13 protein-coding genes and 2 pseudogenes are annotated in these 15,613 nt (G+C 48.1%); 1 reads left to right on the forward strand and 14 read right to left on the reverse strand.

Annotated features, from left to right (window positions below; genetic code table 11):
• Positions 1 to 5 precede the first annotated feature (5 nt).
• The 5 genes from ACO0LI_RS09085 to ACO0LI_RS09105 all read right to left on the reverse strand — a co-directional run bounded on the left by ACO0LI_RS09085 (position 6) and on the right by ACO0LI_RS09105 (position 5,804).
• Complete coding sequence (locus ACO0LI_RS09085; RefSeq protein ID WP_423032333.1) at positions 6 to 1,256, reverse strand: serine hydrolase domain-containing protein; 1,251 nt, start codon at positions 1,254 to 1,256, stop codon at positions 6 to 8.
• Positions 1,257 to 1,364: 108 nt separating this feature from the next.
• Complete coding sequence (locus tag ACO0LI_RS09090) at positions 1,365 to 1,832, reverse strand: PaaI family thioesterase (RefSeq protein ID WP_423032334.1); 468 nt, start codon at positions 1,830 to 1,832, stop codon at positions 1,365 to 1,367.
• Positions 1,829 to 2,611 carry an SDR family oxidoreductase gene (locus tag ACO0LI_RS09095; RefSeq protein WP_110254229.1) on the reverse strand — a complete coding sequence of 261 codons (783 nt, stop codon included), beginning with the start codon at positions 2,609 to 2,611 and terminating at the stop codon, positions 1,829 to 1,831. Before ACO0LI_RS09095 ends, ACO0LI_RS09090 begins: the two co-directional genes overlap by 4 nt.
• Positions 2,612 to 2,717: 106 nt before the next feature.
• Positions 2,718 to 4,535, reverse strand: a complete 1,818-nt coding sequence (locus ACO0LI_RS09100; RefSeq protein WP_423032335.1) for an acyl-CoA dehydrogenase — start codon at positions 4,533 to 4,535, stop codon at positions 2,718 to 2,720.
• Positions 4,536 to 4,625: 90 nt separating this feature from the next.
• Positions 4,626 to 5,804, reverse strand: a complete 1,179-nt coding sequence (locus tag ACO0LI_RS09105) for an acetyl-CoA C-acyltransferase (RefSeq protein ID WP_423032336.1) — start codon at positions 5,802 to 5,804, stop codon at positions 4,626 to 4,628.
• Positions 5,805 to 6,215: 411 nt separating this feature from the next.
• On the opposite strand from ACO0LI_RS09105, the gene ACO0LI_RS09110 reads away from it, so the two are divergent.
• Positions 6,216 to 7,895 carry an MFS transporter gene (locus ACO0LI_RS09110; RefSeq protein WP_423032337.1) on the forward strand — a complete coding sequence of 560 codons (1,680 nt, stop codon included), beginning with the start codon at positions 6,216 to 6,218 and terminating at the stop codon, positions 7,893 to 7,895.
• Positions 7,896 to 7,970: 75 nt separating this feature from the next.
• Here ACO0LI_RS09110 and ACO0LI_RS09115 read toward each other — a convergent pair whose 3' ends face one another.
• The 9 genes and pseudogenes from ACO0LI_RS09115 to ACO0LI_RS09155 form a co-directional block, all read right to left on the reverse strand.
• Complete coding sequence (locus tag ACO0LI_RS09115) at positions 7,971 to 8,876, reverse strand: LD-carboxypeptidase (RefSeq protein ID WP_423032338.1); 906 nt, start codon at positions 8,874 to 8,876, stop codon at positions 7,971 to 7,973.
• 8 nt (positions 8,877 to 8,884) lie between these two features.
• Complete coding sequence (gene tadA / locus ACO0LI_RS09120) at positions 8,885 to 9,445, reverse strand: tRNA adenosine(34) deaminase TadA (RefSeq protein WP_423032339.1); 561 nt, start codon at positions 9,443 to 9,445, stop codon at positions 8,885 to 8,887.
• The gene (gene queD, locus ACO0LI_RS09125; protein WP_422941532.1) at positions 9,445 to 9,888 is read right to left on the reverse strand and encodes a 6-carboxytetrahydropterin synthase QueD; all 444 of its coding nucleotides are present in this window, start codon (positions 9,886 to 9,888) and stop codon (positions 9,445 to 9,447) included. Before queD ends, tadA begins: the two co-directional genes overlap by 1 nt.
• A gap of 6 nt (positions 9,889 to 9,894) precedes the next feature.
• Positions 9,895 to 10,530, reverse strand: coding sequence for a 7-carboxy-7-deazaguanine synthase (gene queE / locus ACO0LI_RS09130; protein WP_423032340.1), 636 nt, complete (start codon positions 10,528 to 10,530; stop codon positions 9,895 to 9,897).
• A 444-nt stretch (positions 10,531 to 10,974) separates the two neighbouring features.
• Positions 10,975 to 11,085 (reverse strand): annotated as a pseudogene (locus ACO0LI_RS09135) (helix-turn-helix domain-containing protein); the annotation flags it as partial.
• Positions 11,086 to 11,322: 237 nt separating this feature from the next.
• Positions 11,323 to 12,300 carry a DUF4062 domain-containing protein gene (locus ACO0LI_RS09140; RefSeq protein ID WP_423032341.1) on the reverse strand — a complete coding sequence of 326 codons (978 nt, stop codon included), beginning with the start codon at positions 12,298 to 12,300 and terminating at the stop codon, positions 11,323 to 11,325.
• Positions 12,301 to 12,388: 88 nt separating this feature from the next.
• Positions 12,389 to 12,849 (reverse strand): annotated as a pseudogene (locus ACO0LI_RS09145) (tyrosine-type recombinase/integrase); the annotation flags it as partial.
• Positions 12,850 to 12,948: 99 nt separating this feature from the next.
• Positions 12,949 to 14,541: a glutamine-hydrolyzing GMP synthase gene (gene guaA, locus ACO0LI_RS09150; RefSeq protein WP_423032342.1), complete on the reverse strand. Its 1,593-nt coding sequence runs from the start codon at positions 14,539 to 14,541 to the stop codon at positions 12,949 to 12,951.
• A gap of 3 nt (positions 14,542 to 14,544) precedes the next feature.
• The gene (locus tag ACO0LI_RS09155; RefSeq protein WP_423032343.1) at positions 14,545 to 15,594 is read right to left on the reverse strand and encodes a GGDEF domain-containing protein; all 1,050 of its coding nucleotides are present in this window, start codon (positions 15,592 to 15,594) and stop codon (positions 14,545 to 14,547) included.
• Positions 15,595 to 15,613: the final 19 nt, after the last annotated feature.

The raw sequence follows: 15,613 nt of genomic DNA on the forward strand, positions 1-15,613 counted from the left end.
TTTACTCATTTCATCAAGTGATTTGCCACAGCCTGGAAGGCGCGGTAAGTGACAGGGTCAGTCGCGCCATTGGCAGCAATGGGATGGGAAGAAAATTTAACGATGACCATTTCGGCGAGCGGGTCTATAAAGATACGTTGTCCGTGTATGCCCCGGGCTTCAAATGTCTGGTGGCTGTTGTGCCCTACCCACCACATATTGCGGTAGGAGTAACCAGGTAAAGTCGCGTAGCCAGCTTTAGCGAATTTGGCAGGGTCGGCACCCTTGCGTATGTCTTCTACAGCAGCGGCAGGAATGATTTGCTGGCCATTGAACTTGCCGTTCAAACGCATCATTTCGCCAAAGCGTGCCATATCGCGCAAGGTCAGATTCAAACCACCACCGCCCTGCTCTGTGCCTACACTATCCACAGAAAAATAGGCATCATTCTCGGTGCCCAATTTTTGCCAGATACGTTCAGACAAGAGATCAGACAGATTTTGTCCGGTAGCGCGTTTGACTATCCAGGCCAGCACTTCAGCATTCACGGTCTTGTAGGCAAAGGCTTCATCATGCTTGCCTTCTTTTTTCAATTTCACCAGGAAATCATAAAAGGTTTTAGGCCCATCATAAGTCGGCGCTGTCGGCAAAAGTCCGCCTGACCTGGCGTAATCCCAGATTTCCGCCTTAGGGTCTGCGTAATTTTCAGAATACTGCACACCTATGGTCATATCCATGACCTGGCGCACAGTGGCGTCACCATAAGCGGTGTCTTTGACTTCAGGAATATATTGCGTAACAGGTGCACTGGGATCGAGTTTGCCTTCCGCAGCCAGAGTCGCAGCTAGCGTACCTACAAAAGATTTGGTGACCGACATGGCAATATGCGGCAAGTAGGTCTTGGTAATACCGAGGTAACGCTCATAGACGATCTTGCCCTTGTGCAGTACCAGTATGCTGTCTGTATAAGTGCGGGCCTGCATATCGGTCCAACTTATATCGCTGCCCTTTTCATCTGCAAACCGTAGTTTATCGAGGTCACGCAAAGCCACCGGCAAAGTTGAAACAGGCCCTGCGCCATGCCAGACATTGCTGGTTGGCCCCAGTTCACGCCCGTGCGAAAACGACCAGCGGGTACGGGGAAACTGATAATTGCTGCCATTGGCAAATTTGATGAGCTTGTCAGGTGCCGGTGGGAAACCCTGCATCCAGCCCATTTTTTGCGGGTCACTTGCCTCAGCATCTGGCAAGGCAGTTTGTGCCGAAGACATGCTCATGAATGGTCCACAAATTAAAGCTGAAAAAAGTACTGCAAAGCGGGTCTGCTGCATGTTGGTCTCCATTTATTTTTATAAGACTTGCAGAAACGACGTCAATTTTTTTAATTAGTCACTACCATAAAGCTTTTTCATATTTTCGCCAGACTTCAAGCGTCGCAGATATTTGAAAGTACCCATGGCTTTGGCAATGAGCTTGTCGCCATTCCAGACCTCGCCCTCACAAAAACACATGGTGGTGGATTGATGGAATGCCTTGCCACGCGCTTCCATACGGCCACCTGGTACACCGCCTGGCTGCAGGAAAGTGGTTTTCATTTCCACTGTAACCACACCCTTGAGGTCACTATTCATGGAGCGTCCTGCCATCGCCATGACCACATCCAGCATGGTCATGATCACGCCGCCATGAGCAATTTGCCAGCTGTTCATATGTCGTTCGCTCAGGTCAAGCGCCAGTCGTGCATGACCATTTTCCATTTCCAAGAACTCGACGCCCAAGTCATGCAAAAAGGGATTCAATACCGGCGTTGGTTGCGTAATGGGGAGCGCCGCAGGAGACTTGGCCTCTGTCATACAGCAGATACCCCGCCATCCACTGCCAGGGTCTGACCAGTGATGTGCTTACCAGCGTCACTGGCAAACAGCATGGCTACGCCCTTCAAATCTTCATCATCACCTATGCGTTGCAAAGGTGCTTCTTTGGCAAGCTTTTCTTCGCCCAGATTTTCCAGTATGCCCTTGGTCATTTTAGAGGGGAAAAATCCCGGTGCAATCGCATTAACGGTAATGCCATGCACGCCCCATTCACCCGCCAGCGTGCGTGTGAAGTTGATGACGGCAGCCTTGGAAGTGTTATAGGCAATCGTCTGCATGGTACCGGGTGCATTGCCAGCCAAGCCAGCGATAGACGCAATATTGATGATGCGGCCATACTTGCGCGGTATCATCGAGCGCTTGCCAACTGCCTGCGAGATCAGGAATATGCTGCGGATATTCAGATTCATAACCTTGTCCCAGGCATCAACCGGGTAATCTTCCGCTGGCGCACCCCAGGTAGCGCCGGCATTATTGATGAGGATATCGATATGTCCCAGGCGGGCCAGTGCTTCATCCACCAGCGGTTGCACCGCTGCTTCTTTGGACAAATCAGCCGCGATCGCGCTGGCATCTATACCACGGCTTTTCAGGTGGGCGACAGCTTCATCCAGATCAGATTGCTTGCGTGAAGACAGCACCACTTTGGCACCCTGTTCACCCAGCGCTTCTGCCATTTGCAGACCCAGTCCACGCGAGCCGCCAGTGATCAGGGCCGTCTTGCCATGCAAGTCAAATAATTGTTGTACGGTACGAATTGCTTTGCTCATTTTTTGTCTCCGGTATGTGCGGCCGCCACCTGTCTGCGCGCAGACAGGAAGGGCATCGTTTGTTATGTGTTTTTGATTATTTCAAGGCTATGGTTCAGAACCAGGCATCCTGCATATCGAAAGTCGTCATATCGATATTCGACAGCAAATCCAGCTGGGGATGAACGCGTGGCAATTCCCAATGGAAGAAGTATTTACAAGCCTGCAGCTTGCCTGCATAGAAATCAGCATCATGGTGACTTTCTTTGTTCAGACACAAGCTGGCTTGCTCCAGCCACATCCAGGCAATCACGGCATGGCCAAATACTTCCAGATAAGCCGAGGCATTTGCCAGTGTCTTGTTGGTATCCCCCACGCCATGCAATTGCTGGGTAACGCTGGCCAGTCTTTGCAGCACACGTGCCAGTGATTTGGTATAGGCCAGCAATTCAGGATGAGCCGCAGCTCTCGCCAGCGTCTTGTGCATGATTTCGCCCAAAGCCTCAAGCGCTGCACCATCTTGCATGACAACCTTGCGACCCAATAAATCCAGCCCCTGTATGCCATGTGTACCTTCATGGATGGGGTTGAGACGGTTATCGCGGTAAAACTGTTCTACATTGTATTCACGGGTATAGCCATAGCCACCATGCACCTGTATCGCCAGATTGTTCGCTTCCAGACACCATTGTGAAGGCCAGGATTTGGCAATTGGTGTCAATATCTCCAGCATCTGCGCAGCATGGGTACGTGCTTCTGGCGATGGGGCAGTACGCTCTTCATCAACCAGTCTGGCGCAAAATAAATTCAATGCCAGGCCACCTTCGACATAGGCTTTTTGTGCCAGCAACATGCGTTTGACATCGGTATGCTCAATGATGGGCACTTGCGGTGCAGCCGGGTCTTTGTTCAGCGGTGCCCGTCCCTGTGGGCGGTTACGTGCATAATCCAGCGAGTGCAGATAACCGGTATAGCCCAGCATGACAGCCCCCAGGCCGACACCTATGCGTGCCTCATTCATCATGTGGAACATGTTTGCCATGCCACGGTGCAAGGTGCCCACCAGATAACCTATTGCACCAGCCCTGCCTTGCGGCTTGAATTTACCTTCACCAAAGTTCAGCAGGCAATTGGTGGTGCCGCGATAACCCATCTTGTGATTCAGGCCAGCCAGTACTACGTCATTACGCTCACCCAGGCTGCCGTCTTCGTTCACCAGTTTTTTGGGCACGATGAAAAGTGAAATGCCTTTGACACCAGGTATCAGCTTGCCGTTTGCATCCGGCACTTTGGCCAATACCAGGTGCACAATATTCTCGGCAAGCTCGTGCTCGCCCGCCGATATCCACATCTTGTTACCGGTCAGTCTATAAGTGCCATCTTCTTGCGGTTCAGCCCTAGTGACAATATCAGACAGGCTGGAACCAGCTTGCGGTTCAGACAAACACATGGTGCCAAAGAACCGCCCTTCCAGCATGGGCTTGACGAAGGTTTCTATCTGCTCAGGTGTACCGCATTTGAGCAAAGTATTGGCGTTGCCTATGGTCAGGAAGGGATAAGATGCCGTCCCTACATTCGCTCCTTTGAAGTAGGCAAAACCAGCTTTTTCAACGACACAGGGCAATTGCATGCCGCCGACATCAAAGTCTTGCCCTGCGGCCATCAGGCCAGCTTCGCAAAATGCTTTCAGGGCTGTCTTCACTTCAGGAATCATGTGCACTTCTTCACCATCGAAGTGCGGCTCCTGCTGGTCATTTTTTTTATTGTGGGTAGCGAACAGGTCTGTCGCTATTTGTTCGCAGGTATCAAGGGCGGCATTGAAAGTTTCGCGGCTATGATCGGCAAAACGCGGCCTTTGATTCAGTGACTCTACATTCAGCCATTCATACAGCATGAATTCGAGATCACGGCGGGAAAGAATTTTAGATTGCATGGCTTTATCTGGACAAAAGAGATGAGGTACTCATTTTGCCCAAACCGCATGACAACATCATGCAGCCTGGGCACCCGACATGCATCCAGTTTAGACTACTTCAAACAAACCTGCAGCGCCCTGGCCGCCGCCAATACACATGGTCACCACTACATATTTAGCACCACGGCGTTTGCCTTCTATCAATGCATGGCCAGTCAGGCGAGCACCTGAGACGCCATAAGGATGGCCCACTGCAATCGCACCACCGTTGACATTCAATTTATCCATAGGGATGCCGAGTTTGTCTGCGCAATACAAGACTTGCACGGCAAATGCCTCATTCAATTCCCACAAACCGATGTCCTCAACTTTGAGGCCCGCTTTTTTCAGCAATTTTGGAATGGCAAAGACCGGGCCTATACCCATTTCATCTGGCTCGCATCCTGCAATCGCAAATCCACGGAAAATACCCAATGGTTGCAAGCCCTTTGCTTCAGCCAGTTTGCTGCTCATCAGAATGGCAACAGAAGCACCGTCAGAAAACTGGCTGGCGTTACCAGCAGTAATGACACCACCTGGCACTGCGGTACGGATTTTGGAGACGCCTTCAAGAGTCGTATCTGCACGTATGCCTTCATCAGCAGAAATGGTGACTTCTTTGGTGATCAGCATGCCAGTCGCTTTATCGGCAACGCCCATGGTGGTAGTCATAGGCACGATCTCGGCATCAAACAGGCCAGCAGCCTGGGCTGCAGCTGCGCGCAACTGGCTTTGTACGCCGTATTCATCCTGACGCTCACGTGGGATGCCATAGCGCTTGGCAACAGTCTCAGCTGTTTGCAGCATAGGCCAGTAAACTTCTGGCTTGTGTTGCTTCAACCAGGTTTCAACGATCATGTGGCTATTGGCTTCGTTTTGTACGCAAGAAATAGACTCGACGCCACCTGCCGCATATACATCGCCTTCACCGGCAATAATTCTTTGTGCTGCTAAGGCGATAGTCTGCAATCCAGAAGAGCAAAAACGATTAACCGTCATGCCAGCAGTAGTTACCGGGCAACCCGCACGCAAAGCGATCTGACGGGCAATATTGCTGCCAGTTGCACCTTCTGGTGTGGCACAACCCATGATGACATCTTCCACCTCACCCGCTTCAATCTTTGCGCGGGTAATGGCTGCATTCAATACATGGCCACCCATGGTAGCACCATGCGTCATGTTGAAAGCACCCTTCCAGGATTTTGCAAGGCCAGTGCGGGCGGTGGATACGATAACTGCGTCAGACATGTAGATCTCCTGATTGATATAAGTATGTGTACAGGCTGGAACTGCTGATAACCATCATAAGTAGTAATTTGCCCTTTGCAAACCAACATGCAGGAACAAACTTCCACAGCCCTGTTTTGCCTGAACCGAATTGCCTTAATTAAAAGCATATAGACCAAGCTCAAAAAGAGAATATCACATTTTAGTACGACCGTTCGCAAATTAATTTCATCTTACTCCACGCTCCAATATTGCTCTTCTTCACATATTCAGGATAGTTCTTTTGTAAGTTTCTGTAAGTTTCGAGCAAGCAAGCCGTAAGTTTCGACTTGCACACTTTGCTTGCAATAAAAATTATGTCGGAAATGTGATTGTGCGTTTTTGACCGTTTTTTTAGCACACTTAAAATATACTTAAAAACAGGAGACAAGCATGGCGACAGCACCTATCGCAACGTCAGGCGGCATGACAGCAGAAGAACGCAAGGTTATTTTTGCGTCTTCGCTGGGAACCGTCTTTGAATGGTATGACTTTTATCTGTATGGAGCTCTCGCTCCCATTATTGCCAAGCAATTTTTTGCCGGCACAGATCCACAAACCGGCTTCATTTTTGCACTTCTTGCTTTCGCCGCTGGCTTTATCGTGCGCCCATTCGGTGCACTAGTATTTGGTCGCCTTGGTGACATGATAGGTCGGAAGTACACATTCCTCGTAACGATATTGATCATGGGTGGCTCCACATTTTGTGTGGGCTTGCTATTCCCATACTCACAAATCGGGATTGCTGCCCCAATTATCCTGGTAACTTTGCGCATTTTGCAAGGTCTCGCACTCGGCGGCGAATATGGCGGCGCAGCAACATATGTAGCTGAACATGCACCTCATGGAAAACGTGGTGCATTTACCGCCTGGATACAAACAACCGCTACATTAGGCCTGTTTCTTTCGTTAATGGTGATCTTGGGTTTTCGAGAAATGCTTGGGGAAGAAAAATTTGGAGATTTCGGATGGCGCTTTCCTTTCCTGGTTTCCATATTTTTGCTCGGCATATCAGTCTGGATTCGCCTTTCCATGAATGAGTCACCAGCATTTGCAAAAATGAAGGCGGAGGGCAAAACTTCTAAAGCTCCATTGACAGAGTCTTTCGGCCAATGGAAAAATCTCAAGATAGTTATACTTGCTCTATTTGGTCTGACAGCTGGCCAAGCTGTTGTGTGGTACACGGGCCAGTTCTATGCACTTTTCTTTTTACAGCAAACATTGAAAGTTGATGCTTCAACAGCCAACGTTTTAATTGCTGTATCGCTGGTCATTGGAACACCGTTCTTTATTATCTTCGGTACTTTATCAGATAGAATTGGCCGTAAACCCATCATCCTTACAGGCTGTCTGCTGGCGGCTGCAAGTTATTTCTATATATTCGCCGGGCTGACACATTTTGCAAATCCAGCACTGGAAACAGCACTAAAAAACTCTCCAGTGATCGTGACATCTGACCCTGCAGAATGCCAATTCCAGTTTAATCTGACAGGGCAAAAGAAATTTATCAGCTCTTGTGATATTGCAAAGTCAGTACTGGCAGCAAACTCTGTTAATTATGAGAATGTTGTTGGAGCACCAGGCTCATTAGCAAAGATCAAAGTTGGTGACACCGAAATTACTTCTTTCAACGCCGTACTCACAGCCGACAATCTTAATTTTGATGCGGAAAGTAAAAAGAAAGAGGCAGAATTCAAGAAAAATGTTGGGAGCGCGATTAAAGCTGCCGGGTACCCACCCAAGGCCGATCCTGCTCAAATGAACAAACCCATGGTCTTGGTGCTTTTAGTTATTTTGGTTATCTTCGTGACGATGGTGTATGGGCCAATTGCAGCAATGTTGGTCGAAATGTTCCCAACAAGAATCCGCTACACATCAATGTCACTGCCATATCATATTGGTAATGGCTGGTTTGGTGGATTGTTACCAACTATAGTTTTCGCTCTTGTTGCATTCAAAGGAAATATTTATTTTGGACTTTGGTATCCAATCGGCATAGCGTTAATGACCGTTGTGATTGGCTTCTTCTTCGTCAAAGAAACCAAAGACAATGATATCTATGCAGCAGATTAAGTATTAGGCACTGAGAAACAATAAAGAAAAAGCCCATCCGTCAAATTGACGGGTGGGCTTTTTAACATTTGAAAACTATAAAGAGTAGCTCATTGCCAAACTTGCCTGTCGCTCTGCCACATCCAGTTGCGCATCACTGCCAACCACCAGACTGGCACGGGTTGATACATGACCAAATGGCAGACCAGTGATAACCGGCACGTCAATCAAACTACGAATGTAAGCAAGCATGGCATTGAAGTCATAGCCATTATCATGCTCTGCCAGTTTGTAAGCAGAAAAATTCCCAAGTACGATTGCTTTTTGTTTATTCAACACACCGGCAAAGTGCAGTTGCAGCAGCATGCGCTCTATGCGGTAGGGGTGCTCACCTATATCTTCCAGGAACAATATGCCACCTTCAACCTCTGACCAATACGGTGTGCCGATTGCATGCGTCAGCATGGCCAGATTGCCGCCCCAGAGTTTGCCTTGCACCTGTAAGTCGTAACCCGCTTCAGTTTCAAATTCAACTTTGTGCGTGGTGTTGCTGACACATGCCTTGAATTGCTGCAGCGTATATTCAACAGGCTGCTCACGTATGTAATCATCACACAGCATGGGGCCGGCAATACTGGTACGGCCACGCGCCAGCATTGCCAGATGCACGAGTGTGAAATCACTATAACCAACAAAACATTTGCCACTATTTGCCAGTAAATCAAAATCAAGCAAAGGCATCAGCCTTGACATGCCATAACTGCCACGCAGGGCCATGACTATCTGCACATCTGGATTTTGCGCTGCTTCATGAATTTGCCTGACACGTTCGGTGTCGCTTGCACCAAAGCGCTGGAATTTGCCAGCAGGCTCATAGTAGCTGTGCACCTTAAAACCCTGATCAGCCAATCGCTGCAAGCCACGCTCAATCAGGCTGTCATCCAGCGGCGCACCACTGGGAGCAATAATAGCGATTCCGGTTTGCGTGCTTTGTTCAGGCATGGTGTGTTTCAGTCTTGTTTAGGAGATATGCTGGCATCAGCATTAGCGGCCAGCTTCTTTTGCGCAGCTACAGCGCGCCGGTGGGAAAAAAAATCCTTTAGCATGCTACTACACTCATCTGCCAATACCCCGCCAGTTACTTGTGTATGATGATTCAATTGCCCGTGTTCAAACACATTCAGCAAAGAACCGGCCACGCCGGTCTTGGGGTCACTGGCAGCGTAAATGACACGTGCCAGACGAGCGTGCATCATGGCCCCCGCACACATCATGCAAGGTTCAAGGGTAACGTAGAGTTCGCATCCGGGCAGGCGATAATTGCCAATTAACTCAGCGGCTGCACGCAAGGCCATGATTTCTGCATGGGCGGTGGGGTCGTGTTTGCCTATGGGGTGATTGTAGCCGGTGGCAATGATTATGCCATCCTTGACTACTACGGCACCTACTGGCACTTCGCCTTCATTTCTGGCCAGCAGGGCTTGCTGGTAGGCTGCCTGCATGAACTGTCTATCATGCAGGCTCTGCTTGTTCTGCTCACTTTGCGGTGGCAGATTTTGCGCGTCGGCCATTATCCGTCTATCTCAGCCCAGCAATTTGGTGTTTCATACAGCGTGACCTTGGTCAACTCCAAAGTGCGGCCAAACCTGCCGTGATAAACCACTTTCAAAATATCAAAAGCAATCTTGGCGAGATTTTCTACTGTTGGCACGCGGTCAATTACCACTGTTTTGTGACCTGGCAGCTTCTCCAGGAAATTCTTGATGATGTAATCCTTCTCATAGACGATGAAGGAATGGTCCCACAAATTCACCAGATGCTCGTTGGCGAGCGCCTTGATATCACCAAAATCCATGATCATGCCGTTGTCCGACTCGCCATCCTTCTGGACGACATCGCCGGTCAAGGTAATTTGCAAGGTATAGCGGTGACCGTGCAAATTGCGACACTGGCTGCCGTGATCGGGAATGCGATGACCTGCATCGAACTCCAACTTTCTGGTAATCGTTAACATGAAAACTCAAGGAATCTGTAATAGTTTATGGGTTTGCAAACTCAGCTTCCATTGTGGATGCTGTTTGCAGAATTCAATTGCGAGACGCAAATTATCGTCTCTTAAAGGGCCGTCCATGGCTTGTACAAAGTAATGTTCAAAATCAAAATTTGCATATGCCGCCATATCCTGACCAAACTGCGGGATCACCACTTTGAGCTCACTACCCTTGCGCACAACCAGTTCCGAGCCCATTTTTGGGCTGACACAAATCCAGTCCACGCCTGAAGGCACAGGCAAAGTGCCATTGGTTTCTATGGCAATCTCAAAGCCTACCGCATGCATGGCATCAATCAAAGCAGCATCAAGTTGCAACAAGGGTTCGCCACCAGTAAACACCACATACTTGCTTGCAGTATAGGACACTGGCCACAAAGCGTTGATCGTCGCAGCCAGCGCTTCGGCCTGCTTGAACTTGCCACCACCCTCACCGTTGGTACCAACAAAATCGGTATCACAAAATTGGCAAACCGCTGTCGCCCTGTCCTCCTCGCGCCCTGACCACAAGTTGCAGCCAGAAAAACGGCAAAACACCGCCGGGCGCCCGGCATGATTGCCCTCGCCTTGAAGAGTATAAAAAATTTCTTTGACGCTATAAGTCACGTCTTATTCCCGCATGATTGTCAGCAGCGACTTTGAAGGCTGCACAGGCAAGGCTTTTGACAAAGCCGCTCTCTTTTATACTGCATGCAAAATGCAGTATATGAAATTTAGTGCGTTTTTGGAACGCAAAAGGGAGACATGATACCACGGAGTGGCATATTGGCCTCGTTACTTCAAAGAGACCCAAGCACAATCACGTAAGCTTTTTATATCTTTAATAAAAAGCAACTCATTTATCAAGCAAAACACTGCTGTGTCCTCAGAACAAGTCCTTGACATTAAATTGTAATCGAGCAATTCACAAGAAAACATGTATTGCAAATCACTTAATTATAGTGCCAAATTTCATTAAAAAAATTAAATTACCTCCTACGCAGCAAGTGATTTATTGTTGAGGTGCCTCGAAGGCGCGCTGGTAACAGTTGATCTGCCTAAACACGGCTAGCGTCGGACAGTGTTGCGAGAGATGCCAAGTCGTCTGGCGATCTCCTGTAATGGAATCTGGTCACAAATGTGCCAGCATCGAATAATACCTAGTAATGCCACGTCAATCACCCCTGTTCCCAACTCATCAAGATAAGTAGGATTGCGTGCTAAACGTGGGTCACAATAGATGCAAATTATCAAGCAAAGTGGATCCATTTTCAGTGCAAATCAGCATAGAACACGATAAATGGGTCAAAGACTTGTTTTTAAAGTTTAAGCAAGTGTCGCCGCCTCCTCGTTTATAGCCGAGTATCCGATTTGAAGAAGTTAATTATCAGATCAAATTTAGCAAAGTATATGGTATTTTCACAATGAAGATTGCTTTAAAAGTCCATGCTTTAAAAGATATTCTCCCTCAGTAATACCGTGGTCTTTCAGAATTTCTAGCAGCGCGCTTCGAAGCTCACTGTAAGAAGCTTTGTCGATGTTCATTCGCACATTAGTAATTGTGCCCGAACTAGAAATTGTATTTGTGTCTTTGTCATTTATCGCCAATTCGATACCGTAATATTTAAGGCATTTTTCGAATTCATCATTAAGTATGACACTAGCAGGTTTTGGTTTGATATCAAAGAAAGTAATATCCTGAATAGCTTCGTTAGATAACATTTCCTCGTAAAGAAATGCCTCAATTTTTGCGTCAGGAGTACCGACAGAATTTAAAATCTGCTTTGATAGCATCTCGATTTTTGTATTCATAATTGATATCTCCTGCAAAGTGTCGGCAACCTGAGCTTGCTCATTTCGTTTATTGAGAAAGTCAAACATCATACCCGCCCATTGCTGCCGCAAATAAGACTCAATATCACCAAAATCGCGAAATGGTACCAGAGCATTATTACTTACTTGCCCACGAACTTCATCCATAAAATCAAAGACCTTGGTCGAATCGACAGAAGGAAATATTAATTTTGAAATATCAACATTTTTATTTTTTTTATTCTTAAGGAATACATGATGTTCATTATAAACGGCGCTATCTACTAGTGCGAAAACAGGTATTTTGAGACGCGCAGCTTCTTTATATTCTGCGTTTGTAATAGAAGAATCTGATTCTTTAAATGTACCTCCATATCTTCCACCAATAATAAGTACAAAAATTTGACAGTTTGGAACCTCATTAATGCATGCATCATGCGTATGTTCTGCTGGATTAAAATACACTGCTCCGTCTTCACTTAAAATTGGTTCATAACCCAATGTCTTAACGAAATAGCGCAAATTTTCGCGAATGTATTTTAAATCGTAGCAAGTAGAACTTATAAAAACACGAGGGTTAGCCATGGTGCGCCTTAGTGAAAAAATGCCAAACTAATATTTATCAAATTAATTACATTCAATTTGATTATAAAACCAAAACCCCAGAACGAAATTAAGATTTTAATTTAGCCCAACCATCAATCATATCCGCCCCATCCTGCAACATAGCCGTGCATTGCTCTCGATACTCGGCTTTGCTGTAGACCGCTCTAACCCCTCGCTGTTCATGCGCTAAGCACTTCTCAATCCTGTCAGTGTTGTACCTTGCTTCGTGCAGAGATGGTGATTGCGTCGTTTCATGCGCTCTTTAGGTATATTCCAAACGCGATCAGTAAAATTAATCTCACTGCAGGTCACATTGGTCAATTCACTTTTCCGAACCAAGGTTAGCAATAGCAGCTTAGCGATAGCCCGGATCGATGGTGTTGTCCCTACCTTTTCAATATACCAATACATCAACCTAATTTCATCAGGCGACAATGCCCGGTCTTTGGGCGTAAAGGTCTCTATCGTCGATGGTCGAACCAGATCAGCAGGATTTTGCGCTTTCTGGCCAGGCTCAATCGCCCACCTAGCCAGATATTGCCAGACCAAAAACACAAAAAGCCCGCAATAACGCGGGCTTCCAGGGTGTTTCGTGCTTTCAGTTGCCTGATGTTGCCAGGCCTGAAATCATTCCCATTCTATCGTCGCAGGCGGTTTGCCCGAGATGTCATACACGACGCGATTGATACCACGCACTTCATTGATGATGCGGTTGGATACCTTGCCCAGCAACTCGTGTGGCAGATGTGCCCATTGGGCGGTCATGAAATCCTGGGTTTGTACGGCGCGTAAGGCAACCACGTATTCGTAAGTGCGGCCATCACCCATAACACCAACGGATTTGACTGGCAAGAATACGGCGAAAGCCTGACTCGTTGCGTCATACCAGCTTTGCGGTTTTTCTGCGACTGGATCAACCAGGGTGTTGCGCAACTCTTCGATAAAGATGGCATCGGCACGGCGCAGCAGATCGGCGAATTCTTTTTTGACTTCACCAAGTATGCGCACGCCCAGACCAGGGCCAGGGAAAGGATGGCGATAGACCATGCTGTGCGGCAGGCCGAGAGCTACGCCCAGTTTGCGTACTTCGTCCTTGAACAATTCGCGCAGAGGCTCCAGCAGCTTCAGGTTCAGTGTGTCCGGCAAGCCGCCGACATTGTGGTGGCTCTTGATGGTGTGCGAGCCTTTTTTACCCTTGCCGGCACTTTCGATGACATCAGGGTAAATCGTGCCCTGTGCCAGCCATTTGGCATTGCTGAGTTTGCCAGATTCAACCTGGAAAACTTCAACAAACTCGCGGCCTATGATCTTGCGCTTGGCTTCTGGATCAGAAACACCGGCCAGATGACCCATGAACTGTGCAGTTGCATCAACGTGGATGACTTTGACGCCCAGGTTGTTGGCAAACATTTCCATGACCATCTTGCCTTCATCCAGGCGCAACAGGCCATGGTCTACGAATACGCAAGTGAGTTTATCGCCTATGGCGCGGTGTATCAGGGCAGCAGCTACACTGCTATCGACACCGCCGGACAAGCCAAGGATGACTTCATCATCACCGACCTGGGCGCGAATCGACGCAACAGCTTCGGAGATGTAATCAGGCATGTTCCAGTCAGATTGGCAGCCACAAATTTCATGCACAAAACGGCTGATGATGGCTTCGCCCTTCAATGTATGTGTGACTTCAGGATGGAATTGCACGGCATAAAAACGGCGCTCTTCATCTGCCATGGCAGCGATCGGGCAATTGTCGGTAGATGCCATCAATTTAAAGCCTGGCGGCATTTCATTGACCTTGTCACCGTGGCTCATCCATACCTTGAGCATGCCATGGCCTTCTGGCGTGACAAAGTCATTGATGTCCTTGAACAGCGCTGTATGGCCACGTGCACGGACTTCGGCATAACCGAATTCACGGACCAGACCATTTTCAACCTTGCCACCAAGTTGCTCTGCCATGGTTTGCATACCGTAGCAAATACCCAATACTGGCACACCCGCTTCAAATACGGCCATAGGTGCGCGAGGAGTGTCGCCCTCTGTCACGCTGTTTGGACCACCAGACAAAATAATACCGGCCGCACCATAGTTTTTAATGAATTCATCACTGACGTCATATGGATGAACTTCAGAAAAAACACCTGCATCACGGACGCGTCGAGCGATCAGTTGCGTGACCTGGGAACCAAAATCGAGGATAAGAATTTTTGAGTGCATAAATCAAATTATCATGTCAGGTTGTGCAGGCGTAGCCTGGACAACACAATTGTTTCCTGCATTTCTGGCGGAAAGCAGGGCTTTTTCTGCGAGGCTAATTAAAGTTTCTGGTTCGGCATCAGGAAAGATGTCAGTTGATGCGGTACCAGCACTGATCGTCAGCGCTGTACTCACATCATTCATTTTTTCAGGATGCATGAGTACGGAAGCACGTATGCGTTCCCCTACTGCGGTGACCACCAAATGCGATGCACCCGGTAACACCACCAGCAGCAAGTCCGTGCCAAACCGCCCCAGTGCATCAAATGGGCGCACACAAGAGCGAATACGGCTGACGGTCTTGACCAGTATCATGTCGGTGATGGCGATACCATGCAGATCACGCAAATGCTCCATCTGATCGACGCTGGCGATCAGCAGGGCCAAAGGTTTCATGGCCTTGGCACAGCGCTCCATTTCCAGCTTTAATGAACGAATAATGGCAGATTTGTTCCAGGTACCCAGCAAAGGGTCGATCAGTGAATCACGCTTGAGATTGCGGTTTTGCTTGATGATTTCGAGTTGCGCCTGATACAGGGCACTGAAAGCCATTTCACGCTCAACCATGGAAGCAAGATCAGCAAATGACTGCCTTTCTTCATCATTGAGGTCACGGGTTTGATAGTCGATCAGGATGACGCTGCCAATTAACTGGTTGCCATGATCAAAAATGGGATGAGAAGCAAAGAAACGTATTGATGGTGGGCCTGCCACCATAGAATGCTTACCCAGATGCTCATGCAGGCGCAGATCGGGTATGACCAGGATTTCATCAACAGGCGTAACCGAATCGCAAAACTCCGCTTCCATATTGGTAATGGAATGCACCAGATGGTCAAACCTTGGCACCAGAGCGCCAAAACTGACCAGGCAGTTAGCCACCCCAAACAACTTGATGCCAAGTCGTTCAAAGCGGCCCAGGCGCAACTCCATCCTTTCCGACACCATGCGCTCAAAACCCGAACTGACAGGTGTTGTTGTCGATGGACCGGAACGATCTAGGTTCGTTGACATTCCACTCTCCAGGCATCCT

This window comes from Undibacterium sp. Tian12W (assembly GCF_049339405.1).
Lineage (GTDB): Bacteria > Pseudomonadota > Gammaproteobacteria > Burkholderiales > Burkholderiaceae_D > Undibacterium.